This window comes from Vibrio sp. SCSIO 43137, from assembly GCF_028201475.1.
Lineage (GTDB): Bacteria > Pseudomonadota > Gammaproteobacteria > Enterobacterales > Vibrionaceae > Vibrio.
Genome location: NZ_CP116384.1, coordinates 1,179,467 through 1,203,231, shown reverse-complemented (window position 1 = coordinate 1,203,231; position 23,765 = coordinate 1,179,467). Strand labels below are relative to the sequence as shown.

Below are 23,765 nucleotides of genomic sequence, written 5' to 3'. Positions count from 1 at the left end.
TATATCAGTCACCATATTGTAAATCAGTCACAAAATATCTGCTCGTAGATTCACACTGAAAACATACCCTTTCATTAATTGTAGAATGAAAGGATTTTTACGAAATATTAAGTAAATGTATTCCAGAATAAGCAAGGTGTCTGGACAACGGAGATCTCTCCCGTCTATGTTTTCCCTGTGATGAACAAAGAGGGTGAAATTACTGGCTGGGAACGCCGCGTATATGATGATGTGGTTACCCTTACTGCGAAATAACTTATTACCCGCAAATTAAACTGAAAAGTCCTCCGGTTCGCCGGGGGACTTTTTGTTTGCCTATTTACCATCCATCTTGTTGATTGTTAAATAAAAACAGATAGGATGACTTTTATTATAATGATATAAATAACGGCATGTAGCTAAGCAAGAAAAGCCAGTAATAACAACGCTTATGAAATTAATATATGATTTTTCACCCGAGTTGATAGCACAAGTCTATGAACTGTATAGCCATAGCTGGTGGGGCAAGGAAAGAACGCTGGAGCAAACGACAAGTTGTGTACAAGGCTCTCAACTTTGCATAGGGGTTCTGGATAATGATGATCAATTGGTAGGTTTTGCGCGTGTTATCAGTGACTTCACCTTTAAAGCTATTATCTTCGATGTCATTGTTCATCCGTCTCAGCGTAATAGTGGTTTAGGCACTAAGTTAATACAGGCAATTCAGAACCACGACAAGCTAAAGCCGATTAAACACTTTGAACTCTACTGTTTGCCTGAAATGGAGAGTTACTATCAGCAGTTTGGCTTTAGTGCTGACGTTGGCGGAATAAGATTAATGCGTCACGAAAATGCCTGATAAGGCATAAGAGGATCAGATGGTAAAAAGAGTTAACTATGAGGGGCTGCCTCAAATATCAGGGCCTTATGTCCATGCAACAAAACATAATCAAACGCTATATATATCAGGTTTAACTGCCTATGGAACTGAGGCTCAGTCAGAAGATTTGATTACTCAGAGCAGTGAGATTCTTAGTCAGATATCTCAGATACTTAACCATGAGAAACGCAGCAAAAATGATTTAGTAAAACTGACGATATTTGTAAAAGATATTGGTTTGCTGGCAGATATTCGTGACCAGTTGTTTGAGTTTTATGATGGCAACTTGCCAGCTTGTTCCCTTGTTGAAATATCGAAGTTGATTCACCCTGATTTACATATTGAAATCGAAGCGGTAGTAGCTTTATAAATCTCAAAACAGTGCTGGCTAAATAACCGCAGCAATACCTTTCTGCTCGATGATATTGAGCAAGCGTAATGCTGAGCCTCTGGGCTTAGTTTTTCCTTGCTCCCATTTTTGCACGCTTTCACAGCTCATATTAAGTATTCCTGCCAATACGGCCTGACTGATATGCTCTTTTTCACGAAGAGATTTAATACGCGCAGCGTCCATGACTTCTAATTTTGCATTTAATACCAGCATATCTATCTGGCGCACAGTTAACTGATTAACGGAGCCATTAGCTCCGAAGCGCTTGGCCATTGCCTGCATTTTCTCTAAACGGTCATCAATCATTTTTCAACCTCTCTTAGTAGCCCCTCATCAATGTTTTGCTGAATCTGTTGTGGGGTAAAATCATGAAATGCTCTTGCCATAAGTTTGTAAGCATTCAGAAGCTTGTCTGGACATGCACCTTAATTAATGAGCAGAGGTCGATTTGAACATAGCTCTTCAATGTTTGTCGCTTGCCATACATTTAACTTAAGCCGAAATCTCAGAATTGGCTGTCGAATGAGTTAGTTATACAGTATTGGTGTTTGACGGTGATTCCAATTGTTTGAGGAAGAGTTATCAGAAGGAAGTTAGGGTTATCGGGACAGGCACTTTAAGTTCCGCGTATATAATGATGTGGTTACCCTTACTGCGAAATAACTTATTACCCGCAAATTAAACTGAAAAGTCCTCCGTTTTATCGGGGGACTTATTCTTACATGAAATCTGAGAACTAAATCTGAATCGCTTTTTGCATCATTTCCCTGCCTTCTGTCTCTACATAATTGAGAAAAACTTTTGCTACCGGAGACAGAGACTGATTCCTTGTCCAGGTAAAGGACCATTTGGTTTTAATCGGCAGGGATTCAACGTTAATCACCTTAACATCGTAAATGTTTCCGAAGGCGAGAGTATGTGCAGAGAGAATGGATACTCCCAGCCGAGATAACACGGAGTGAATAATGGCTTCGTTGCTGGCTATAGTCATTTTTATATTTGGTTTATATTGCTGTTTGTTAAAAAATGCTTCAGTGGCATATCTGGTGCCGGAGCCAGCCTCCCGAATAAGAAAATCTTCCTGACAAAACTCCTGTAGTGAAACCTTGCTTTTGGTTGTAAATGGGTGGTTAGCTTCTGCAATAGCGACCAGATCATTTGACATAAACTCTATGACTTCGAGATCCAGTTCTTCGGGTAAATGGCTAAATACATAAAAGTCATCAGCTCCGTTTTCAAACCGTTCGATAACCTGTTGCCGGTTGGCTATTGTTAGCTGAATATCTATTCCCGGATAACGTTCACGAAACGGCCCCAGTAAGTGAGGGGTAAAGTACTTTGCTGTGGTGGTGACGGCAAGCTTTAAAGTACCGGATTCCAGTCCTCTAAGGCTGGAGAGCTGCATATCTAACTCTTCACAGCTTAGCAGTATTTTCTTAGCGGTGGTGACTGTTGCCAGACCTGCATCGGTAAACTGTAGTTTTCTGCCTACCTGTTGATAAAGGGGTAAACCGATAGCTTCCGCCAGCTTTTTTAACTGCATTGACACTGTTGGCTGAGTCAGGAATAGAGCTTCTGCTGCTGACTTGATGCTACCCCCCTGATAAACCGCGAGTAAAATCTCCAGTTGGCGGAAAGTCCCTATATGTGCATGTAGTCTGGATGGCATAGCTTCTCTCCGGTTGTATTTCATTTGGAATAGATTTTTATCTAACTAATTTATAAATGATATCTATTTTTATCTATTTGGTTTTAAGCATAACATTTTCTGAAATTTTTAGAGAGATGATTATGAGATATCGAAATATAGCTTTGCCACTAATCACTACCGCTATGTTATTGGCTTTTTATGCTTTAGGCCGTTCAATTGGCTTTAACGCTTTCGGGTTTGCTGTTTCTGCAATTGTGCTTACGTCTCTGACTTTGCTAAATACCTTTAAAACCGGACATAACAAAACAACTGGCACGCATCGTTTGCTGGCGCTACAACACGCTGGCGGAGATAAGTAATGGTTATTGATGCAGTTGTCGCATTTTTTGTTCTGGGTGTAGCTAGTCAGTTGTTGGGCGCTAAAATCCCTTTTCCTGATAGCCTCTATAAAACACTTAGTATGTTTTTGATGATTGCAATTGGCCTTAAAGGGGGGCTGGCGCTTCAGGAACATATTGATCCTGACCTTATCACTATGTCCATTACGGTGGTTGCCTTCGGCTTAATACTGCCGCTGATAGCGTATCCGTTATTAAGGTATTTTGGCCAACTGGACAAAGTTAATTCTGGTGCCATTGCAGCGCATTACGGCTCAGTCAGCGTGGCGACCTATGCAGTTGCAGTTGCGTTGCTTGAAGCTAACCATATCAGCTACGAAGCTTATTTCCCTCTGTTTGTGGTTTTGTTGGAAATGCCGGCAATTCTGGTTGGCCTGATACTGGCAAAAGGAAGCCTGAAGCTCATCAATATCCATTTTATTAAAAAGGAGCTGGTGGCTAACCCGAGTATTCTTCTTATGCTGGGTAGTTTAGTTATCGGTTATCTGGGAGAGCTGAGTGTACAGAAATTGTCTCCCTATTTTATAGAACTGTTTTCCGGGGTGCTTGCATTGTTCTTGTTAAAGATGGGGCTGGTTGCGGGTCAGCAATTGTCGGCACTGAAGGAGAATAGTCTGTTTCTGTTAAGTTTTGCTGTTCTGATGCCAATGGTCGGAGGGATAGCAGGGACTGCCCTTGGCTATTTACTTGGTTTTAGTGCCGGAGGCATAGCATTGATGGCTGTTTTGGGCGCGAGTGCTTCATATATTGCCGTGCCGGCAGCGATGAAAGAGAGCCTGCCTGAGGCAAACTCAGGTATGTCGATCACGGCAGCTCTGGGGATTACATTTCCTTTTAATGTTTTGCTTAATGTGCCGTTCTTTATTGCTGTAGGCCAGCATGTAAGCCGCTATTAACTACTTTGAATGGTATCTTTAAAGGTGCATGAAGCTTGTCGGGACAGGCACCTTAATTACTGCCCTTACTAGAAGAGCAATGGTGTGATTTACCCATGATTTATATGTACTATGCGCCGGAAAACAGACAGTCTTCGCGTGTGCGCTGTTTTATCGATTTTCTGAACAAACATTTGTCCATTGCCGAAACGTCTTCTCCCAATGGCGAATAAAGACAAGCTTTCCAATAATTGACAATAAAAATGGAAAAATCAGCCTGAATCTGGGCACAGCATCAAGAATTAAAATGGTATGTCAGCGTACTTTTTTAGTGCCGGCGGCGGAACTACTTTTATCGACGCTAATGATATTTTTATTAGGCTAAAAGGCAGAAACGCTGCTCTTTTAACTGGCTTTTCCATTGGTATCATTTAGTGTAGTTAATAGTATCAAACGCTATTTTTAACTAGAGTTCAGATGCTTTAAGTATCAAAATAAACAAAGTTAATTCTAATCTGAATTAATATCACACTTTTATATTTTTAAATTTCGCCTATTTTGACAGTTTTATCACTAATTAAGTGAAATAAAATATGCATAAATATCTATGTAACTGCATATTTAAACGGTTTTTTAGCCTGAGAATGGAGGATCAACCTACACCTGGTTGTTTCCTCTTTTTTCTATGGCTTGTAACGGTGAATCCCTTTCTGCATAAGGCTTTAAAAAGAAGTACGCGGAAAATATGACTTTTACCCACTATGGCTTTATCAGTTTCACCCTGTTGTTAGCCTGATTATGTGCAGATTTTAATGTTAAAGGTCAGACCAGATGTCTGTTTTTTCTGACCTTGAACAGGTATTTGTTACGAAAAAAAGCTAACGACTAAATAACACTATGCTCAATTAGAGTTATAAGTTACAGCTATATTTTACATTTATTAATGCATGGTATTGAACAGATATTTTTATCTGCACTACTTATTTTATTAATAAAGGGTATGGTGAAATTAACAACACAAGTGAAAGCACCGTTGACATTTTTAAATACAATTATCGCTAGTCAAATTCAGCAGGGATTAAGCAAATAATAGTTCTGCTACCCGTTAACTTTCATGGGGTTACCGGCTGGATCGGATGCCGATGAAGGGGGAGTCATCAGCTTGGTTTATAAATCATCTTGCACATCGCCACTTAGCGAGCAAACACTGTGTTCCGAGGGCATTTGTTGCTCATAAAGTATAAGTCAGCTGAAACCGATTTAAATTAACATCATTCAGCGATATCGGCTTATAAAAAACAGCGTAAATTGCACTTTGTACATTTAGGATCACAATTTTTAACGCACTCCAATCTTGATTTCACTTCATGAATGATTACCGGAGAAGCAATAACCCTTAATATATCGAAAGCAACCAGATAAACGCCTATTTCTGATTTTTCTCCAGGAGGAAAGTACTTTATTACTTCTGCTTTAAGGACTATTTTGCAGAAAAGTATCATTGCAGAAAAATCAGGGATAAAAAAGTACGCCTTATCAAATCGGGCAGAGTACTTTAATAAATGCAGACAAATTACCTGATAGATTAAGTCAAAGTAGTGCTTTGAACTGGTGTATTTGCCCAGATGTATAATACAGCTTTTATCAAAGTCTTCTCTGGGAATGCAGCTTAGCGACTTGAATGAGGCCATACGCCGGATGTCTATAATGCCTGACAGGTGCCCTATTATATTTTTATGTTCATTTTTTATCAGGATACATGAAAAGCTAATATTATTTCCTAGTGTGTATAGTTCTTTGTAATAGCTTTTAAGTGCTGATGCATTTTTGTCAAAGTTGGCAAATTTTTCGATGTATTCACTGTGGTTTAGTGTTTTTATCTCAATGTCTGCCTCACCTGTTATTACGTCATAAGATAGATAAGATGTTGTTTTATCGAGTATTTTAATTAAATCCGATATGACTGCACTATGTTTTACCGGGATCTTTGTATTGTTAAATTCTACACTGGTAATTAGGTCGGCTATATTAACATCAAGGCTTTTGGCAATATAAAGCTGTTTACAAGTGCTAGGGGTACTGTGGCCTTTAATCCAGCGGGATAGAGTGACAGAATCTAGCCCTCCGAACTCATCATGGTATTGGCTTTGTAATAAAGCGATCAGTTCTTTTCTGCTTATTCCCCTTTTATCCAGCCAGCTGGAAAGTTGCTTATGAAAGAAATCATTCATGACTTTTCTCCTTGGTTAAATATATATGTGGAAAAACTGCATACGGAAATTTTTCCACACATTTAAATTAATCCAGTGAATTGTTTGTTTTTAATTATAATTCTTAATTATGCATTAGAATAGGTGTTAATTAATTAGCAAGTCTATCGAAAAAACTACTTTAATGCTAATTCGCCAAACGAAATCTCAAATATAGTTCGTCACCCAGAAAACACAAGTGTAATTGGAGAAAAGTAGTAATGAAATTTAATAAAGTCGTTTTTGGAAAAAATAAAGGTTTGTCTTTTACGTCTGCAAGTTTAATTTTGTGTAGCGCAATGTTATCAAGCGGAGCATACGCGGCAGATGGCACTATCACTTTTACCGGTAATGTATATAAGCCTACATGTAGTGTGGTTACTGATTCACAAAGCCTTAGTGTTACGCTACCGCCGGTGAGTTCCAGTGCAATGGCCGGCTCCGGAACTGTGTTTGGTTATATGCCGTTTGAAATCCAATTGGCGGACTGTAACCTGGCTCAGAACACAGTGCAAAAAGTAGGCCTAATGTTCGCGGGCACCGTTGACAGCAGCGCCTCTGATGTATTGGTTAATGAAGCTACCGGCGCGTCAATCGCAACAGGTGTCGGTGTTGCTATATATACCGGTGACGGCGCTACCCAACTGGTGATTAACGGTACTGAAAATGATAATCAGGACTTAGGCGAGCTGGATGCCAGTTCAACGGCTATCTCAGGCGGCACTCTTAATCTGCCACTGGTTGCCAAATACTACAACTATGGCGGGGCAGCTTCACCTGCGGGTAGTGTCAGCTCAAGCGTAGCATTTAGTGTGACTTACCAGTAATTCTATCCATGGCGATGATTAAGGTAAAAGCAAAGGTTATTCCGGGTTTGTTGGCGATGCTGATAAGCCCGGCAATGACCAACGCGGCTGACACAACCGCCGGGGAGGAGTTCGATATTGCGTTCCTCCATTTACCGGAAGGGTATGACCGCTCGCAATTTAATATGGACTGGTTTGACTACGGTATTACCGAAGGCAACCACTCTGTAGCGGTGGAGCTATACCCTAACGCGCCGATTCAAATGGATATCTTGTTTGTAAAACGGGGTGGTCAGATCCTGCCCTGCTTTACTCCCGGACAGCTTGTTGAATTAGGTATTAACCCTGAAAAGCTGTCAGGGGAAGTGACCACGTCATCATGTCGTGTCGCGAGTGATTATTTTGAAGGATCGGATACTGAGTATCAGTCTAACTTTTCAACATTGGTTCTCAAGGTTCCCAATATTTACCACAAAAATGCCGGGGGGCTTTCTTCTTTCGACGATGTGGTATGGCAAGAGGGCATTAATCACACCAAACTCAATTACAATGGCTTTGCCGGGCTGAACTCAGACGGTGATGTTTCAGGTTATCTGTCGCTTAACAGTTTCAGTAAGTTCGGCCGGATCAGGGCAAGAGTCAATACCTCAGTTTCTTATTCAGATGAAGCAACCAACCTCAACTGGGGTAATGCTTATCTGTACACGGATCTGTATGAATCTAAGCTGCGCCTTAGCGCCGGCCAGATCCGTACAAAAACCAACAGCTCAGTAAATAGCGGGTTGGCAATAACGGGCATAGGCATTGAAAAGCCATCGGATATGCTTAGCCGCAAAGAGCGGCAATATTCACCTGTGATTAAAGGGTATGCCTCTACACAGGCAACGGTGTCTGTTCTTCAGCAAGGCAAGTTGCTTTATCAAGCTAAAGTTGCTCCCGGTGAGTTTGAGATCACCTCATTGGATGCGCCCGGTACAAGTGCCGATCTGCTGCTGCGCATAGAAGAGTCTGACGGAAAAACCATAGAGCGAACTATCGCCTTTTCACGACTGCCTAACCTGTTAAGGCCGGGCGGTAATGACTATTCACTCTCGTTTGGTAACTACAGCTCTGACTATGGTGACGAGGTAGTGATGTCCGGCTACTACACCAGAGGGTTTGATCTGTTTACCCTTGGCACTTTTGCCACCGTAACCGCAGACTCTGACTATGTTTCCGCCGGTTACAACGGTTATTACAATTTAGGTATGGCTGGCGCAGTCGGTATTGAATCGGCGGTTTCCAACGCTAAGTTTGATGAGGGCGATCAGCTTGGGTACAAGCTTGGTGTCGAGTACGCAAAACGCTTTTCCGCTACCGGTTCGGATGTTCGCTTAGCGGCGTTACGTTATCACTCAAAGAATTTCTATAACCTAAGTGACTATCTGTCCGAACGCTACGATGCGCGAAGTGAACTCTATGCGCCTAAAAACGAGTTTACCCTTAGCCTGTCACAACCTATCGGCGAGATCAGTAGTTATCTTTCTTACAATATTAAGAGTTACCATCAGCAAGATAAGGGAACAAGTCGTTCATTATATGCTTCTCTTGGTTTTGATGTTGCGGGCATTCCGGTAAGAGTCTATGGCCGTCAGGAAAAAAGGAGCAACCCCGCCAAAGATGACCTGTCATTTGGTGTCTCCCTTTCTGTGCCTCTCGGTTACTCGTCTGGCAGATTAGGGTTTAACTCTGATTTTGACAAAAAAGGCGCCACTAATCACAACGTCTCTTATAGCGGCAACAAAGATGATACCCAATATAGCGCCTCATTAAATTACGGGCCGAAAAACGATGTGCTGACGGCGAACACCAATGTGAGCTGGCAGTCAGCGAAAGGGCGCTACTCATTTGGCCTGTCGGGCAGTGAAGAGAGATACAACTCCAGCCTGTCGGTCAGTGGTGGGGTTCTGTTTACCGGGGAGAACGTGCTGATGACTCAGAGCCTTGGCGAGACCAGTTTGTTAGTGGACCTCGGCAAGGGAGCGGAGAATGTGCAGCTCGGTTACGGGAGCTCTAACCGTACCAACAGTGATGGCCTCGGAGTGGTTCCCCATGTTATCGCTTACGATGAAAACCAGATTCGCCTTAATAGCGAAGATAACCCAATGGTTGAGCTCAAAGGTCAGGTTAAGCCTGTGTATCCGTCCCGGGGCAGCCTGGTGAAGCTGTCACCAAAAGCTTTTATCGGCAACCGGGGGCTTTACCAGCTATCGGCTTCAGGACAGCTGTTTGGGTATCCGGTGTTTAACGGAGATAACGAAGTTGTCTCTTATGTCGGTGAAGACAATATTGTCTATTTGTCGGGGGTTCCGCTGGGAGAAAAGCTGGTCTATTACACCGGGCGTTCCGCTGAAGATATTGAGTGCCGTTTTGAAGTGAACTCAAACCATGAGTTTGATGTTAATGATTTAGCGAAAATAAAGAAGGTTTCCTGTGATTCGAATTAGTAAGCCATTTAAAAACAGTGCAAGACTTATTGTTCTATCTATATTGTTAAACGCGGTGAGTTTTTCCGGCTATGCCGGCGTGCGCCCTGAAAGTACCCGCGAAGTTGTTGAGTTAAAGTCAAAGGAGCACCAGGTCGACGTTGTTAATGGCTCTTCATCTCCTTATATGGTTCAGGTATGGCTGGAAACCTTGCAGGGGGAGAAAAAAGCTATCCCTGCGGTGGTTACCCCTCCTATCTTCCGGATTAACGGTAACTCAAAAGGGGGAGTCAAAGTTTTACCTATTGTTGATTCGCTTCCTAAAGACAGAGAAAGCGTTTATCTGCTGGTGTTTCAGGAGATCCCACAGAAAACCGAGAACAATAAAAATTCCCTGCGTATAGCGGTCAGAACAAAAATTAAACTTATTATTCGTCCTCAGGGGTTAAACAAACTCGATATAAGTGAACAGTTTAAAAAAGTCACTTGGCGGTTAGTTGAGCATGGTGGAGAGCTGCTGCTAAAAGCCAGTAACCCGACACCGTTTAATTTTGCTATTACCGATTTTCAGTATCATAACAACGGCAGGCTCACCAGCCTGAGTGACTCCTTTGTCAATATTACCGCTTACTCTGATTATCAGTTAGTGGTCAGCCGTGACAAGTTACAAGATTCGACGCTGATATTTAACTACGCCTATATCAATGATTTCGGCGGAACCAGTGAGGTGATTACTAAGACCATTACTCTGGAGGAAATAAACAGTGAATAAGTTCTGTTATCTCATTGTCAGAACCGTGGTTGCAGTCTGCCTTGTTTTGAGCACCAGTGCCTTTGCTTTTTATGACCCGCCAGTTGGCAAGTGTAAAAATATATCCGTTTCGACCTATTTCGTCTCCCTTCTGGGGGAGTTTCAACCGTCGATACCGGCAGGATCTGAGCTTGTTGATAGCGGCGCCATTGGTAAAATCATGGGCAGTTTTAATTTTACATGCAGGACACACTGGACCAGTAACAATACAAAACTAGGCGTGTATTTATCCGGCTCGGGAGACAGCCATAAATATGGTAGTGGGCCAGGCGCTGCTTATTACAGCAATATTGAAGGCCTTGAGCTTAGGCTGCCTCCGGATAATGATGCAGCAATTCAGAACAGGATCAAGGAAGGGTATGGTATGAGAGCCGGAACCTGGGGAGGTGAAAGCAATGCCATATTGATAGAACGTTATCGAGCCCAGGCCGGATACGGAAGCAAACAGAAAATTGTTAGAACTTTGAACGTCCCTATATTCTATGTATATAAAATAGGCAATGTACCTATCATAAAGCCCAGTGAGATGAACAGTGTCTGGCTAAGATCTTCTACGATGCCTCGTTTCGCAACCTATTTAAATAATAATAATGGTAACTCTGTCTGGAAATCATTTTCTATCAGCGGGCCTAGGGTTGAGTTTTATGATCCAAGTTGTGAAAAGCTGATTCCTGACGAGGTTACATTTGATGATATAACCCCCGGTGAAACAACTTATAAGAATTTCAGCCTAAAAGTACGTTGTTCTCTTAGTTCATTTACTGAGGCACCGGATATTAAAATACGGTTTGATGTGATGGAATCGGCATCTGTTACCTTTACGGATACTTTTCCCACATTCGCTACCTATATGAAAGACGGTATGTATGTCAATCTCCAGTTGTATGATCAAAACAACCAGCCTATTCGATTCAGGAGAGATATAGACTTACCATCCGTTGGTGTGGGGCATGAAATCAGTATTCCATTTAAAGCTGAAATATCCTCTGTATCCGGTACAGAAACGGGTAACTATGCAATCAATGTTAGCGTTGAATTTGAATATAATTAGCTGTCTAATGCACTAAATTATATTGACCATATGTATCTTTATATGAACTGAATAGTTCTGAAAATAATATAAAGCCTCTACTAAATTTAGGGGTGTTTTATAGTGCGTCAAATTAAAGTTATTAAAATTTTCTGGCGCGCTAAGGTAATTAAAACTCTTATTGATTTATAAGCCTATACCATTAGTGAAATCAATCTAAAAACAGTTGTGAAGAAATTAAAGTAATGAGAAGTCTTGAGCGTTTTATTGCAAAAATCGTTGTTGTTATTTGTGTGGTATGGAGTGTCCCTACTTACGCCAATCCCAGTCCCGGTTTTTGTAACCCGGTGTTGGTGAATACCCGTTACGAAAGTTTACAGGGGGATCAGGGAAGAATACCGACCGGTTCTGTCTATTCTGGCCTTATAGGAAAAATATATGGTAGTTTCAATTTTACATGTCAGACACATACCTCAGCACCTGATGGAAAAACGACACTGGGTGTGTATTTTGCCGGTTCCGGAAAAAGTCATATATCCGGAGGTCCTGCAGAGTCAACATATCAAAGTAACATTGAAGGGATTGTTTTAACGTTACCTCCAAAGGGCGATATTTCCGGTTATTTATCTGAAGGTATAGGAATGATAAGCGGGAAATATGCCGGCGAGAGTAATACTATTTTACTCGAACGTTACACTTATGCGGCAGGTTTCGGCACATGGAAAACATTTAGCAGAGATTATGAAATACCTCTGTTTTATGTTTATCAAACCGGTCCTATTCCCTCATCTTTGTCATTTGCCAGACAAGAACTCTGGTTGCGTGATTCAGTCTCTTTTGCCACCTACCTACATGAGGCACAACCATGGAGCTCCCGGATTATTCAGGCGATACAAGGGTCAATGGTTATTTTGTACGATCAGGGGTGCAGTAAAGACATTCCTGAACGGGTTGAATTTGATCCTATCGTTCATGGCGTAACCGTTTATAGAGATTTTAAAATAGCTATGCAGTGCCCTGATAGTATATTTACTGTAGCGCCGGACATGAAAGTACGTTTTGATGTGGTCAATTCCCCATATGTTAATCATAGTAGCTATTTTCCGACATTTGCCACTTATATAAAAGATGGTATGCAGGTTAACCTCCAATTATATGATCAGAATAATGAGCGTATTGTATATGGAAGAGATATCGTTTATCCATCCGTAGGCCTCGGAAATTATATTGAAGTTCCTTTTAGAGCTGAAATTGCTGCGGTGTCAGGTTCAGAAGTTGGTAATTTTGAATTTAATATTGGAGTTACTTTTGAATATAATTAGGCTGATTTTTTACTTAGGATTAAATTAACAGCAATGTGACTTAAGAGTAATAAATTGTGTTGTCTTTATATAAAGGAAACAGACTATGGCGTGTGCGAAACTAAATGAATTATTAAGCTCTAGCGCAGCTAAGCTGTATAAAACTAATTTTGGTTACAAGCTGGAACCGATAGTAAACAGACGTGGTATTACTATAGGTTATGAATGTTTGATTGATTTTACTGATGAGAATAATGATCAGCGTGATGAGGTATTAAAATACGATATTAATAGTCCTTTTCTGGTCAGTAATTTACTTAACCGGTTGTTAAGCTCTTTCCATTCTGGTGTGGATGTAAATGTACTGGCCGGGAAGAAGCTATTTATAAATATTGAGCGTTCATGTCTCTGTTTTAATATGCTAATAAATGAAATTATTTTATTTAACAGAGTAATACAATCCTTTGACATTATATTAGTTGTTGAAATAACCGAGCGCGAGTTAAGTTTTTGTAGAGGTTGCCCGGAGATAAAACCAGCGCTAATCAAACTGGACAGCTCCGGCGTGCTGTTAGCCGCTGATGATTTCGATATGCATAGGGATTTCAGGGCAAATGAAGTTGGCATGGGGGTGTACCACTATCTGAAAGTGGAGTACTCAAGAAGTGACCGATTCTGTTTCGATTTGCAGGCGCTGGCTAATAAGTATCCTGAGCTGTCTATAATTGTTGAACGCATTGAAACTCAAGATGACCTAAAGCGCCTTTGCAATGCCAAAGTACTGATGCAGGGCTACGCTTTCGATACCATCCGCAGCGCCGTGTAGTAGGGGATTTGGTAGTTCTTTCATACTTTTAACGTTAATGTTCTCTGTAAGCTAAGTGACTTGTTATTCTTAGAAAGTTTGGACGCTGACGGTGCTAAAAAGGGGGAGTATCAATGAGCAAAGATAAAGCTAGCAGAATGTCACCTCAGCAGATGCGCAAAGTCTTGCTAGCCAACGCAAAGGCTTTAACATCTGAACGTTTCAAAACCTCTGCTCCGGAACTATCTGGTCAAAGAAAGCAGCATAAATCAAGAGCCACTTTATAGAGAGAGTGGTATCTAGTATAAGCTCAGAAAGGTAATCCCTCACACCAAGCAATTAAAGCTGAAATGTCATATTACCTATCTATTTCAACTTCCTAAAAGCCGCCGATTGTCGCGGCTTTTCTGTATATCCGTCTCTGAGTGACAATTTCTATCTGGCTTTTTTGATCTGAGATAACCTATTAACAATTAGCTTAGCATTGATGGTTGAACTCTTGCTGTCCTATACAATAGACTCGCCCTGTTTATCTTTATTGCCAATCTAAGTTAAGCAATTAAGGATATAAGAATTATCTTATTATCTGATTTTTAAGCTTTTATTACTTGGGTACAGCAGGGTTATTATAGTGACAGTTATAGCAATAACAGGGTCAGAGTACTCAGAATCGGACATGCTAAATTATCTGGATTCCGGTACTAACATACAGCAGCGCGTGACCACAATTCGTCAGGATCTTGTCCGCTATTACCCGGCTATCCACAGAGTGGCGATTGCTCTCTACGATGCGGAAAGAGATGTGCTGAAAACCTATGCCTGCGATGAAGATATTACTTCCGGCCTGAAAAACTACGAGGCTGTGCTGGGTGAGTGTGAATCATTGCGTTATCTGGCCAGCAGTGGCAGAAAGCGGGTAGTTAATGATCTTGTTGCTATGGGTGAAAACGATAAGCAACACACCGCACTGGTACGTAATGCCGGTTATCAGTCCAGCCTGACGATGCCGCTGATTATGGAAGGGCGGCTACTTGGTTTCCTCTTTGCCAACTCCAGAGAAAAACACGCCTTTACGGATGTTGTTTCCAAGCATATGCAGATGCTTTCTATGTTCCTTACTCTGCTGCTGAATCAGGACATTAATAGAATCAACATTCTGAAGTCCACCATCGAATCGATGAAAATCATTAATCAGATTAAGGATCCGGAAACCGCCGCTCATCTTAACCGGATGGCGAATTACTCCCTTATTATTGCCAGAGAAGTGGCCGATATTTTTAATCTGTCTGATCTCAAGATCGGTTATATCTATCTCTATGCCCCTCTGCACGATGTGGGAAAACTCATGGTTCCTGATAGTGTGCTGTTTAAAGAAGATAAGCTGACTGACGCTGAGTTCGAAGTGATGAAAAAGCACAGTGCTGACGGTGAAGATCTGACCCGGCAGATACTGGATGTGTACAAGCTGAGTGATGTCCCTTTTCCTGATATGTTGACAGCTATTGTCCGCTCCCATCATGAAAAAATCGATGGCTCAGGCTATCCGGACGGCCTGGTTGGTGATGACATTCCGGTCGAAGCGCGGATTGTTGCGGTTGCTGATATTTTTGATGCCCTGACCAGCAACCGTTCATATAAGCAGGCATGGAGTATTGATGATGCTTTTGCCGAGCTGAAACGCATGTCCGGCACCAAGCTGGATGCTTATTGTGTAGAAGCACTTTTGCACAACCGTGAAAAAGTCATCGCTACTATGCAGAGCTTTGTCGATACACCGCTAAAGCATGGCGCTTAATTAGGTTACATTCGCGGGTTAATGGCTATCCTGCTGAAAACGCTGATTAATATAATCGATAAAGGTTCGCAGCCGTTTAGGTTGATACTTATCTTTATGAAAAATGGCAGAAAAGAGCACTTTAGGGATCTGCCATTGTGGCAATATTCTCACTAAATCTCCTCTCTCAACCGAATCTCGACAATACATTAATGGCACACGGATAATGCCGTTGCCGGACATGGCTCCTGTCAGCAGTGCACTACCGTTTTTGCAGATAAATCTGCCCTCAACATGGGCATCATAATGCTCATTTGCGTCGGTGACGGACTGATAGCTCCAACGCCGGACAGAACCGGTTAAACAGCGATGAGAAGTTAGCTCCCTTGGGTGTTGTGGGCTGCCATATTGCTCAATGTAAGCAGGGCTGGCCAAAGTGACGGTTTCAATCTCCATCAGTTTTCTGGCGACGAAGCTGGCGTCTTCCAGCTCCCCCATACGAAAGGCGATATCAAATTCATCCTGAATCAGGTCAATCCTGTGACTGCTGAAATCGAGATTAACCTGAACGTCAGGGTACCTGGCCATAAAATCACTGACGTAGCGGGCAATTATCGCCTCACCGATATAGCCGCCGACACAGTTAATACGGATAAGACCGCGTACTTGTTCTGTATCGTCTACCGCTGCCATAAGAGCCTGATCTATGCTGTGCAGAGCTTTTTCACACTGCTGATAAAAGCGCTTACCTGCAGGGGTGAGCTTTAGTGTGCGGGTAGTTCGCGTCAGCAGGGTGACACCCATCTGAGTTTCCAGTGCGCTAATCTGCCTTGATACATGAGAGCGTGAAACATCCAAAGCTTCGGCGGCCTTAGTGAAGTTCCCCAACTGGGCAATAAGTACAAACGAGCGGATATCAGCTAGATTAATGTGATTGAGCATAACAAATTCTGATTTATTGTTTCTGTATGGCAATAGTAATCTATTTCAGTCACAATGTGTCAACAAAAGGAGTGTATTCCTCTCGTTCCCGCGCTCTGCGTGGTAACGCATACCAGATTTGGAAGTGCCACGCATAAATCAAGTTTTCCTCGTTTTGTGTTCTCTCCTTACTACATAATCAGCAATGAACAAGCTGGAGAGATAGAGGGTTTATGGGTAGAAACCGATACAACATAGCACAACAAGATGCGGCTCATTTTATTACGCTAACAGTTCTACATTGGATACCTGTTTTTACCCGCCCACAAACTGTCAGCATCATATTTGATTCGAATCCAGTAAAGCGAGGCTATGTTGATCAGGCTGTTCACTGGCGTTATTCAAGTGCCCGTAATTATGAAGGTGAAACTGGATTAATTAATGTTTGTCTATTGTGGTGATATGCGTTCCCACGCAAGAGCATGGGAACGAGGGGATATAGTGATCTATGCGTTCCCACGCAAAAGCATGGGAACCAAGATTTACCTTTAACTTACAGGAACGCTTTGTATGGCAGTTCCGGCTCGTCGGTATAGATATCCTGGAAGCCACGGAAGTGCTGGTAGTGCATACGGCCTTTGTCAGTCGGGTAGGTGTACTTACCGCCAACCTGCCAGAAGAAAGGAGCAAACTTGTATTGCAGTCTGTCTTTCTTCATATTCCACAGTACTTCGATTTCACGTGGGTCGTTCTGGAAGTTAGCCCAGATATCGTGGTGGAAAGGCATTACAACTTCACAATCTAATGCTTCACCGGCACGTAGAATATCAGAAGCCCCCATCTTGTCCGTTACGCCGCGTGGGTTCTCACCGAATGAAAGCAGGGCAACATCGATTTTATGGTCGTTACCGTGCTTGGCATAGTAGTTTGAGTAGTGAGAGTCACCTGAGTGATACAGTGAACCGCCCGTTGTTTCGATTAAGTAGTTCACCGCACGATCGTCCATTCCGTCCAGAATGCCTTTATCGTAAGAAGATGTACCCTCAGGCAGAGTTACCAGTGCAGTACGGTCAAACGAGTCCAGTACCTTGATTAGTGCGTCACCCACCTGAATTTCGTCACCAACTTTCGCCACGATGCAGCGATCTTCCGGCACACCCCAGCCAGTCCATAGATCGACACACGCTTTCGGGCCGATAAACTTAACGTGGTCACCACAGTTCTGTAGTACAGCTGCCGCTACGTTAACGTCGATATGGTCAGCGTGATCATGAGAAGCCAGAACAGCATCGATTTCCTTGATGGCAAACGGGTCCATCGGGAAAATGGCAGTACGCAGGTTTGGCTGCAGTTCACGCACGCCACCCATACGCATCATCTGATGCTGGTTTTTCATATAAGGGTTGCTTTGAGTTTTCTTACCCGTGCCACACCAGAAGTCCATTGAGATGTTTGTGTTGCCTTCTGTTTTCAACCATACACCCGTACAGCCCAGCCACCACATAGAGAATGTGTTTGGCTCTACCACTGTTTTTTCAATCTCTTCATTTAACCAGGTTCCCCACTCAGGGAATGTGTTTAAAATCCATGATTCACGAGTGATTTCGTTTACTTTGCTCATCTTAATTACCTATTGATTCATTAAACCAGAATGACTTCAATGCCTTTGTCCCGTAGCGCGCTTACTACGGCTTCATCAGCATCTTTGCCAGTAACGACAACATCTATCTTGGTTGCAGGGCAGAAGAGCATGCCCGAACGCTGTCCAACTTTGGAGCTATCCACCACTACCACCAATTTACCGACTTGTTCCAACATCTGTTGTTCAGCGACCGCTGTGAGCATATCTGTTTTATAAAGGCCTTGTTCGGTAAGGCCTTTACCACTGGTAAACATCCAGTGTCCAGCATACGTTCCTGAAAGCTCAGGTGTGGGACTTAAGAAGATATTCTTAGATTTGTTATATTGACCACCAGTGATGATTACGCACTCGTGATCACGTTCAATGAGATAGCTTGCCAGCGGGAAATAGTTGGTGATGATCTTGATGTCTTCTCCACACAGCTCCTGACCCAGCATAAATGCCGTGGAACCGCAGTTGATGACCACACTATCGCCTTTGTCGCACAGATCGGCAGCGCGGGCCGCAATGCGTACTTTTTCACGATAGTGCTCAGTATTATCGACATTCAGAGGCGACCAGATCTTTTTAACGGATTCCAGCCTTTCAGCGCCATTCCTTACCTTTCTCAGTTTCCCCAGTTCATCCAGCTTGGAGAGATCCCTGCGGGCAGTCGCAGGAGAAACGTTAAAGTGCTCAATAATCGTGCTTACCTTGATGGAGTGTTCCTCTTCAAGGAGGGCAAGAATACTGTTGTGGCGTTGTACTTCATTCATGTTGTTTACCAACTTCTTTATCACTAGCAAATTATCAAATGATTACGTTGTGATTACTTTTGACCTGTTTTGATTCTAGTTATCACAAATAATCATGTCAAAGGGTTTAACCATTAAAGTTTGAATTAGGTCACCAAGTTTATTTAAGTCATTGATTTATCGTTAAATGATTACTTTTTCTAATATTTTTTGATCCAATCGGCACTTCTTTTAGGCTTAGATGAGCACTATTGATTTAAATCAAAATAATCACAAATGAGCATTGAATGATTATTTGTGATTGTTATGTTTAGTGACGTGAGCAAAACAAACCTGAGCTAATTTATCAGATAATGAGTCAATTAGCTCTGTCCTACAAAACAAATATTAGAAGGGGTAAAAATATGGAGTTCCTATACGACGTATTCTATATTTTTTACAGTCAGGTAATGACAAAAGCGCCGTTACTACTCGGTTTAGTAACGTGTATCGGCTACTGGCTTCTGCGCCGCGATACAACCACAATTATTAAAGGTACCATCAAAACCATCGTCGGCTTTATGCTGGTACAGGTTGGTGCCGGAACCCTGGTTAAGGGATTCAAACCTGTTATTGAAAAACTTTCTGAATATCACGGTCTGACAGGTTCAGTAATTGACCCATACACTACTATGATGGCAACCATGGAAAACATGGGCGACAAATACTCATGGGTAGGTTATGCGGTTCTTCTTGCTCTTGGCATTAATATTCTGCTGGTTCTTTTCCGCCGTTACACAGGTATTCGTACCATCATGCTGACCGGTCACATCATGTTCCAGCAGGCAGGTCTTGTGGCGGTATTCTACTTTATTCTTGGCGCTTCAATGTGGGAAACCATCATCTACTCAGCAGTACTGATGGCTCTGTATTGGGGTATCTCAGCAAATATTATGTTCAAGCCGACTCAGGAAGTAACGGGCGGCGCGGGCTTCTCTATTGGTCACCAGCAGCAGGTTGCTTCTTGGATTGCAACAAAAGTTGCACCTAAACTGGGTGACAAAAACGACAGCGTTGACCATATTGAACTACCAAAGTGGCTACATATCTTCCACGATAGTATCGCCGCAACAGCCATCGTAATGACGGTGTTCTTCGGTATTATCCTGCTGTCATTCGGCCTTGATAACCTTCAGGCAATGGCTGGTAAAACTAACTGGTTTATCTACATTCTTGAGACTGGTCTTAAGTTCGCAGTAGCTATTCAGGTTATCGTGGCCGGTGTACGTATGTTCGTTGCTGAACTATCAGAAGCCTTTAAAGGTATCTCTGAGCGTGTTATCCCTAACGCGGTACTGGCTATCGACTGTGCGGCTATCTACGCATTCTCGCCAAACGCTATGGTGTTCGGCTTTATGTGGGGTGCTATCGGCCAGTTCACAGCGGTTCTTGCCATGCTGGCACTTGATGCTCCTATCATGATTATCCCGGGCTTTATCCCGATGTTCTTCTCTAACGCAACCATCGGTGTATTCGCTAACCACTTCGGTGGCTGGAAAGCGGTTATGAAGATCTGTTTCGTGATGGGTATCATCGAGGTTGTTGGTTCTGCATGGGCTATCGATATCTTTATGGGTCAGGGCGTTGAGTTCAGCGGCTGGATGGGTATGGCTGACTGGGCACTGGTATTCCCGCCAATCTTCGCTGGTCTGTCTGCATCGAAAGCCTTCTTCTTTGCTCTTGTTGGTCTGGCTGGTGTTTACATGTACTTCGCTTCAAAACAGCTTCGCGCTGAAGAAGATGCTGAAGGTGCAATGGACCTTCAACAGGAAGAGCCAGAAGTTGTAGAAGCAGTACAACAAGCGATTGAAGCATCAGATGGTGTTCGCCCGGTAAGTATCCTTGCGGTATGTGGTAATGGTCAGGGTTCATCAATGATGATGAAGATGAAGATCGGCAAATACCTTGAGAAGAAAGGCATTCCACATGTAATGGATTCCTGTGCGGTATCGGATTACAAATCAAAGCTGGCATCCACCGACATCATAGTGTCATCAAAGCATCTATCAAGTGAGATGGAGGTGGGTGAAGGTAAGTTTATTCTGGGTGTTCAGAACATGCTTAACCCTAATTCATTCGGCGATGAGCTACTGGAAATCATCGACCAGAACTTCGCGACACAAAAATAACATTTAATAAGAAAGACACGGTTGTCAGTCACAAGCTGACAACCGTTTGCAGGAGATAAAACCATGGGTTTCAAACAATCACTTATCGATAACCAGTCAATCAAACTTAATGTACAGGCAAGCGACTGGCGTGAAGCGATTAAAGTCGGAACAGATATGCTGGAAAAATCCGGCGCCGTTGAGCCTAGCTACAATAAGGCCATCGTTGCCAGTATTGAGAAACTGGGCCCTTATATCTGTATCGCACCTGATTTTGCAATGCCTCATGCCCGTCCTGAAGATGGTGTAAACCGCACCGCATTTGCTTTGGTCACTCTGGCAGAGCCTATCGATATCGAAGGTGAGCAGGTGAGAGTCATGGTTACCCTTGCCGGTAGCTCTTCTGATGAACATATGGAAGGCCTGATGGAAGTGACTCAGGTTCTTGATGATGAAGAGAGTGAAACCGGTGTAGACATCGACAAACTTCTGGCTTGTCAGTCAGAGCAGGATGTTTACAAGGTTATTGACGCCGCGCTAGCGGAGTAATTCTCAGGCAGCAGAACGGATAGCCGGTTCTGCTGTTTCCCTGCTGCCTCAGTCAGGCAGCGCCATTTAATCTGCTTAGTTAACCTAGCTATCTGCTACCTGTAAAAAGGTTGCGGTGACTTTTTGCAGCTTAAATTTTTGTAGATTAAAATTGAAAAAAGGTTGAAATAAAGATTATGTATCAAGCACTTAAGCAACGCGTATTGGATGCAAATCTGCAATTACCTAAGTATGGTCTGGTGACTTTTACCTGGGGTAATGTTTCGGAAATCGATCGCGATTTGGGCGTTATCGCCATTAAACCTTCCGGTGTTGAATACGACGATATGAATGTCGATGACATCGTAGTTGTGGATTTGGATGGTAATAGAGTTGAAGGGACGATGAACCCTTCCAGCGATACAGATACTCATATTGAACTCTATAAAGCCTTCCCGAACATCGGCGGCGTTGTTCATACCCATTCCCGTAGTGCCACTATCTGGGCTCAGGCCGGGTTGGATGTACCTGCTCTGGGAACCACTCATGCTGACTATTTCTATGGTGACGTTCCCTGCACCCGTAACCTGACTCCTGAAGAGATCGAAGGTGAGTACGAAAAGAACACCGGCCTTGTGATCGTCAGTGAGTTCCATAAGCGGGATCTCGACCCTAAAGCGGTTCCTGCCGTGGTAGTTGCCGGCCATGCGCCATTCTCATGGGGTAAAGATGCTAAAGACGCCGTTCATAATGCCGTGGTATTGGAAGAGGTGTCGGCAATGGCACTGGCGACCCGTTCACTGAACAGCGGAATTAAGATCCAGCCGGAGCTATCCGACAAGCACTACAACCGTAAACACGGTGCCAATGCGTATTACGGACAGCAGTAAGGGAAGCTTATGTATCAGGTTTTAGCACTGGATCTGGACGGAACGGTTCTTAACGATGAGCACGGCATTCACCCTGAAGTGATTGCTGCCATCAGGGAAGTAAAACCTCAAGCTCATGTGGTTCTGGTTACCGGCCGTCATCATACCGCTGCCCGGCCTTACTATGATCTGCTGCAACTTGATACTCCGGTTATCTGTTGTAACGGTACCTATGTTTATGACTATCAGAACAACCGGGTGTTAACGGCCAATGCTTTGAGCAGAGAAACGGCCAATAACTTTCTCGACTTGGCCAATCATTACCAGATGAAGCTGGTGTTGTATGTCACCAACAGCATGCTTTATTCAAAACGTGATCCTATTGATTACATGAAAAAGCTGGAGCAGTGGTCAACTCAGTTTGAACCTTCAGTCCGCCCGGATATCCGCCGGATTGACTGCTTTAGTGAAGAGATTGGCAAGGCAGATTATATCTGGAAGTTTGTGATAGAAGGTGAGCCTTCAGATATCGAGAAACTGCAACAACTTCCTTTTATTGAGGAAAACTTTAGTGGCGAACGCTCATGGTCTAACCGGGTCGACTTTGCCAGTAAGGGTAACAGCAAAGGTCACCGTCTTAGTGAGTATCTGCAACAACAGGGATTTAAACCTGAGCAGACCATCGCTGTCGGTGACAACCACAATGACATTTCCATGATTCAACTGGCGGGGCTCGGCGTCGCGATGCAAAACGCAGACGACACAGTTAAAGCCGCTGCCGACATGGTATGTCACTCAGATAACAATCAGGGCGGGCTAGCCCGTCTAATTCGTGAAAAATTCAGAGGACAACATAATGACTAAACCAATGATTCAGATCGCCCTTGATCAGACAGATTTAGAGAGTGCCGTAAAAGTTGCAAGCAATGTAGAGAGCTTTGTTGATGTAATTGAAGTAGGCACCATTCTGGCGTTTGCCGAAGGGATGAACTCCGTAAAAACGCTACGCAAAAACCACCCGGATCATATTCTGGTGTGTGATATGAAAACCACTGACGGCGGTGCCATTCTAGCCCGTATGGCGTTTGAAGCTGGTGCTGACTGGATTACCGTCTCTGCTGCTGCTCATATTGCCACTATTGAAGCGTGTAAGAAGGTGGCTGACGAGTTTAACGGTGAAATTCAGATAGAAATCTACGGTAACTGGACAATGGAAGACGCTAAAGCGTGGGTTGGTCTGGGTATTAAACAGGCTATTTACCACCGTTCCCGTGATGCTGAACTGGCTGGTGTGGGCTGGACTGAGGCTGACCTTGAGAAGATGCGTGCCCTGTCCGACCTTGGTATCGAGCTTTCTATCACCGGCGGTATCGTTCCTGAAGATCTATATCTGTTCGAAGGTATCAAGGCGAAAACCTTTATTGCCGGCCGTGCATTAGCTGGTGAGAAAGGTAAAGAGACTGCTGAAGCACTGCGCGCTCAGATTAACCGTTACTGGTAAGGGCAGAT

General features: G+C 43.2%; 23 protein-coding genes. 17 read left to right on the top strand and 6 right to left on the bottom strand.

The genetic code is table 11. The features are described 5' to 3' along the window. The first annotated feature begins 430 nt into the window (after nucleotides 1–430). Nucleotides 431–838, top strand: coding sequence for a GNAT family N-acetyltransferase (locus PK654_RS21325; RefSeq protein WP_271699433.1), 408 nt, complete (start codon nucleotides 431–433; stop codon nucleotides 836–838). 19 nt (nucleotides 839–857) lie between these two features. Continuing rightward, nucleotides 858–1,229 (top strand): RidA family protein, encoded by a 372-nt coding sequence (locus PK654_RS21320; protein ID WP_271699431.1) that lies wholly within the window; start codon nucleotides 858–860, stop codon nucleotides 1,227–1,229. 18 nt (nucleotides 1,230–1,247) lie between these two features. Here the strand turns inward: PK654_RS21320 and PK654_RS21315 are convergent, their stop codons facing one another. Beyond that, the gene (locus tag PK654_RS21315) at nucleotides 1,248–1,556 is read right to left on the bottom strand and encodes a helix-turn-helix domain-containing protein (protein ID WP_271699430.1); all 309 of its coding nucleotides are present in this window, start codon (nucleotides 1,554–1,556) and stop codon (nucleotides 1,248–1,250) included. 430 nt (nucleotides 1,557–1,986) lie between these two features. Further along, nucleotides 1,987–2,919 carry a LysR family transcriptional regulator gene (locus PK654_RS21310; protein ID WP_271699428.1) on the bottom strand — a complete coding sequence of 311 codons (933 nt, stop codon included), beginning with the start codon at nucleotides 2,917–2,919 and terminating at the stop codon, nucleotides 1,987–1,989. A gap of 122 nt (nucleotides 2,920–3,041) precedes the next feature. On the opposite strand from PK654_RS21310, the gene PK654_RS21305 reads away from it, so the two are divergent. Together PK654_RS21305 and PK654_RS21300 are read left to right on the top strand one after the other, a co-directional pair. Then, nucleotides 3,042–3,260: a hypothetical protein gene (locus tag PK654_RS21305; protein WP_271699426.1), complete on the top strand. Its 219-nt coding sequence runs from the start codon at nucleotides 3,042–3,044 to the stop codon at nucleotides 3,258–3,260. Continuing rightward, entirely contained in the window at nucleotides 3,260–4,195 is a 936-nt protein-coding gene (locus tag PK654_RS21300) for a sodium-dependent bicarbonate transport family permease (RefSeq protein ID WP_271699425.1), read from the top strand. The genes PK654_RS21305 and PK654_RS21300 overlap by 1 nt, the downstream gene beginning before the upstream one ends. A gap of 1,268 nt (nucleotides 4,196–5,463) precedes the next feature. On the opposite strand, the gene PK654_RS21295 is transcribed toward PK654_RS21300, so the two are convergent. After that, complete coding sequence (locus PK654_RS21295; RefSeq protein WP_271699424.1) at nucleotides 5,464–6,405, bottom strand: helix-turn-helix domain-containing protein; 942 nt, start codon at nucleotides 6,403–6,405, stop codon at nucleotides 5,464–5,466. A gap of 317 nt (nucleotides 6,406–6,722) precedes the next feature. On the opposite strand from PK654_RS21295, the gene PK654_RS21290 reads away from it, so the two are divergent. The 8 genes from PK654_RS21290 to PK654_RS21255 all read left to right on the top strand — a co-directional run bounded on the left by PK654_RS21290 (nucleotide 6,723) and on the right by PK654_RS21255 (nucleotide 15,436). After that, nucleotides 6,723–7,250 (top strand): fimbrial protein, encoded by a 528-nt coding sequence (locus PK654_RS21290; RefSeq protein ID WP_271699423.1) that lies wholly within the window; start codon nucleotides 6,723–6,725, stop codon nucleotides 7,248–7,250. A gap of 8 nt (nucleotides 7,251–7,258) precedes the next feature. Beyond that, nucleotides 7,259–9,715 (top strand): fimbria/pilus outer membrane usher protein, encoded by a 2,457-nt coding sequence (locus PK654_RS21285; RefSeq protein ID WP_271699422.1) that lies wholly within the window; start codon nucleotides 7,259–7,261, stop codon nucleotides 9,713–9,715. Continuing rightward, on the top strand, nucleotides 9,702–10,466 hold the full coding sequence (locus PK654_RS21280) for a fimbrial biogenesis chaperone (RefSeq protein ID WP_271699420.1): 765 nt from the start codon (nucleotides 9,702–9,704) through the stop codon (nucleotides 10,464–10,466). Before PK654_RS21285 ends, PK654_RS21280 begins: the two co-directional genes overlap by 14 nt. Further along, nucleotides 10,459–11,556: a hypothetical protein gene (locus PK654_RS21275; RefSeq protein ID WP_271699418.1), complete on the top strand. Its 1,098-nt coding sequence runs from the start codon at nucleotides 10,459–10,461 to the stop codon at nucleotides 11,554–11,556. Before PK654_RS21280 ends, PK654_RS21275 begins: the two co-directional genes overlap by 8 nt. 224 nt (nucleotides 11,557–11,780) lie before the next feature. Continuing rightward, nucleotides 11,781–12,857 carry a hypothetical protein gene (locus PK654_RS21270; RefSeq protein WP_271699417.1) on the top strand — a complete coding sequence of 359 codons (1,077 nt, stop codon included), beginning with the start codon at nucleotides 11,781–11,783 and terminating at the stop codon, nucleotides 12,855–12,857. Between the two features lie 85 nt (nucleotides 12,858–12,942). Next, nucleotides 12,943–13,662, top strand: coding sequence for a hypothetical protein (locus PK654_RS21265; RefSeq protein ID WP_271699416.1), 720 nt, complete (start codon nucleotides 12,943–12,945; stop codon nucleotides 13,660–13,662). A 113-nt stretch (nucleotides 13,663–13,775) separates the two neighbouring features. Beyond that, nucleotides 13,776–13,928, top strand: a complete 153-nt coding sequence (locus PK654_RS21260) for a hypothetical protein (protein WP_271699415.1) — start codon at nucleotides 13,776–13,778, stop codon at nucleotides 13,926–13,928. Nucleotides 13,929–14,272: 344 nt separating this feature from the next. Next, the gene (locus tag PK654_RS21255; RefSeq protein ID WP_271699414.1) at nucleotides 14,273–15,436 is read left to right on the top strand and encodes an HD domain-containing phosphohydrolase; all 1,164 of its coding nucleotides are present in this window, start codon (nucleotides 14,273–14,275) and stop codon (nucleotides 15,434–15,436) included. 18 nt (nucleotides 15,437–15,454) lie between these two features. Here PK654_RS21255 and PK654_RS21250 read toward each other — a convergent pair whose 3' ends face one another. From PK654_RS21250 to ulaR, 3 genes are all read right to left on the bottom strand, one after another. Further along, nucleotides 15,455–16,357, bottom strand: coding sequence for a LysR family transcriptional regulator (locus PK654_RS21250; RefSeq protein WP_271699413.1), 903 nt, complete (start codon nucleotides 16,355–16,357; stop codon nucleotides 15,455–15,457). A gap of 532 nt (nucleotides 16,358–16,889) precedes the next feature. After that, nucleotides 16,890–17,957 carry an L-ascorbate 6-phosphate lactonase gene (gene ulaG / locus PK654_RS21245; protein WP_271699412.1) on the bottom strand — a complete coding sequence of 356 codons (1,068 nt, stop codon included), beginning with the start codon at nucleotides 17,955–17,957 and terminating at the stop codon, nucleotides 16,890–16,892. Between the two features lie 20 nt (nucleotides 17,958–17,977). Further along, a complete protein-coding gene (gene ulaR / locus PK654_RS21240; protein ID WP_271699410.1) occupies nucleotides 17,978–18,733 on the bottom strand; it encodes an HTH-type transcriptional regulator UlaR in 756 nt (251 codons plus the stop codon). A gap of 383 nt (nucleotides 18,734–19,116) precedes the next feature. Between ulaR and PK654_RS21235 the strand changes: the two genes are divergently transcribed. The 5 genes from PK654_RS21235 to PK654_RS21215 all read left to right on the top strand — a co-directional run bounded on the left by PK654_RS21235 (nucleotide 19,117) and on the right by PK654_RS21215 (nucleotide 23,757). Further along, entirely contained in the window at nucleotides 19,117–20,880 is a 1,764-nt protein-coding gene (locus PK654_RS21235; protein ID WP_271699408.1) for a PTS ascorbate-specific subunit IIBC, read from the top strand. 63 nt (nucleotides 20,881–20,943) lie between these two features. Continuing rightward, nucleotides 20,944–21,408, top strand: a complete 465-nt coding sequence (locus PK654_RS21230; RefSeq protein ID WP_271699407.1) for a PTS sugar transporter subunit IIA — start codon at nucleotides 20,944–20,946, stop codon at nucleotides 21,406–21,408. 176 nt (nucleotides 21,409–21,584) lie between these two features. Further along, complete coding sequence (locus PK654_RS21225) at nucleotides 21,585–22,277, top strand: L-ribulose-5-phosphate 4-epimerase (RefSeq protein ID WP_271699405.1); 693 nt, start codon at nucleotides 21,585–21,587, stop codon at nucleotides 22,275–22,277. Between the two features lie 9 nt (nucleotides 22,278–22,286). Continuing rightward, the gene (locus PK654_RS21220) at nucleotides 22,287–23,120 is read left to right on the top strand and encodes a Cof-type HAD-IIB family hydrolase (RefSeq protein WP_271699404.1); all 834 of its coding nucleotides are present in this window, start codon (nucleotides 22,287–22,289) and stop codon (nucleotides 23,118–23,120) included. After that, the gene (locus PK654_RS21215) at nucleotides 23,113–23,757 is read left to right on the top strand and encodes a 3-keto-L-gulonate-6-phosphate decarboxylase UlaD (protein ID WP_271699403.1); all 645 of its coding nucleotides are present in this window, start codon (nucleotides 23,113–23,115) and stop codon (nucleotides 23,755–23,757) included. The genes PK654_RS21220 and PK654_RS21215 overlap by 8 nt, the downstream gene beginning before the upstream one ends. Nucleotides 23,758–23,765 lie beyond the last annotated feature (8 nt).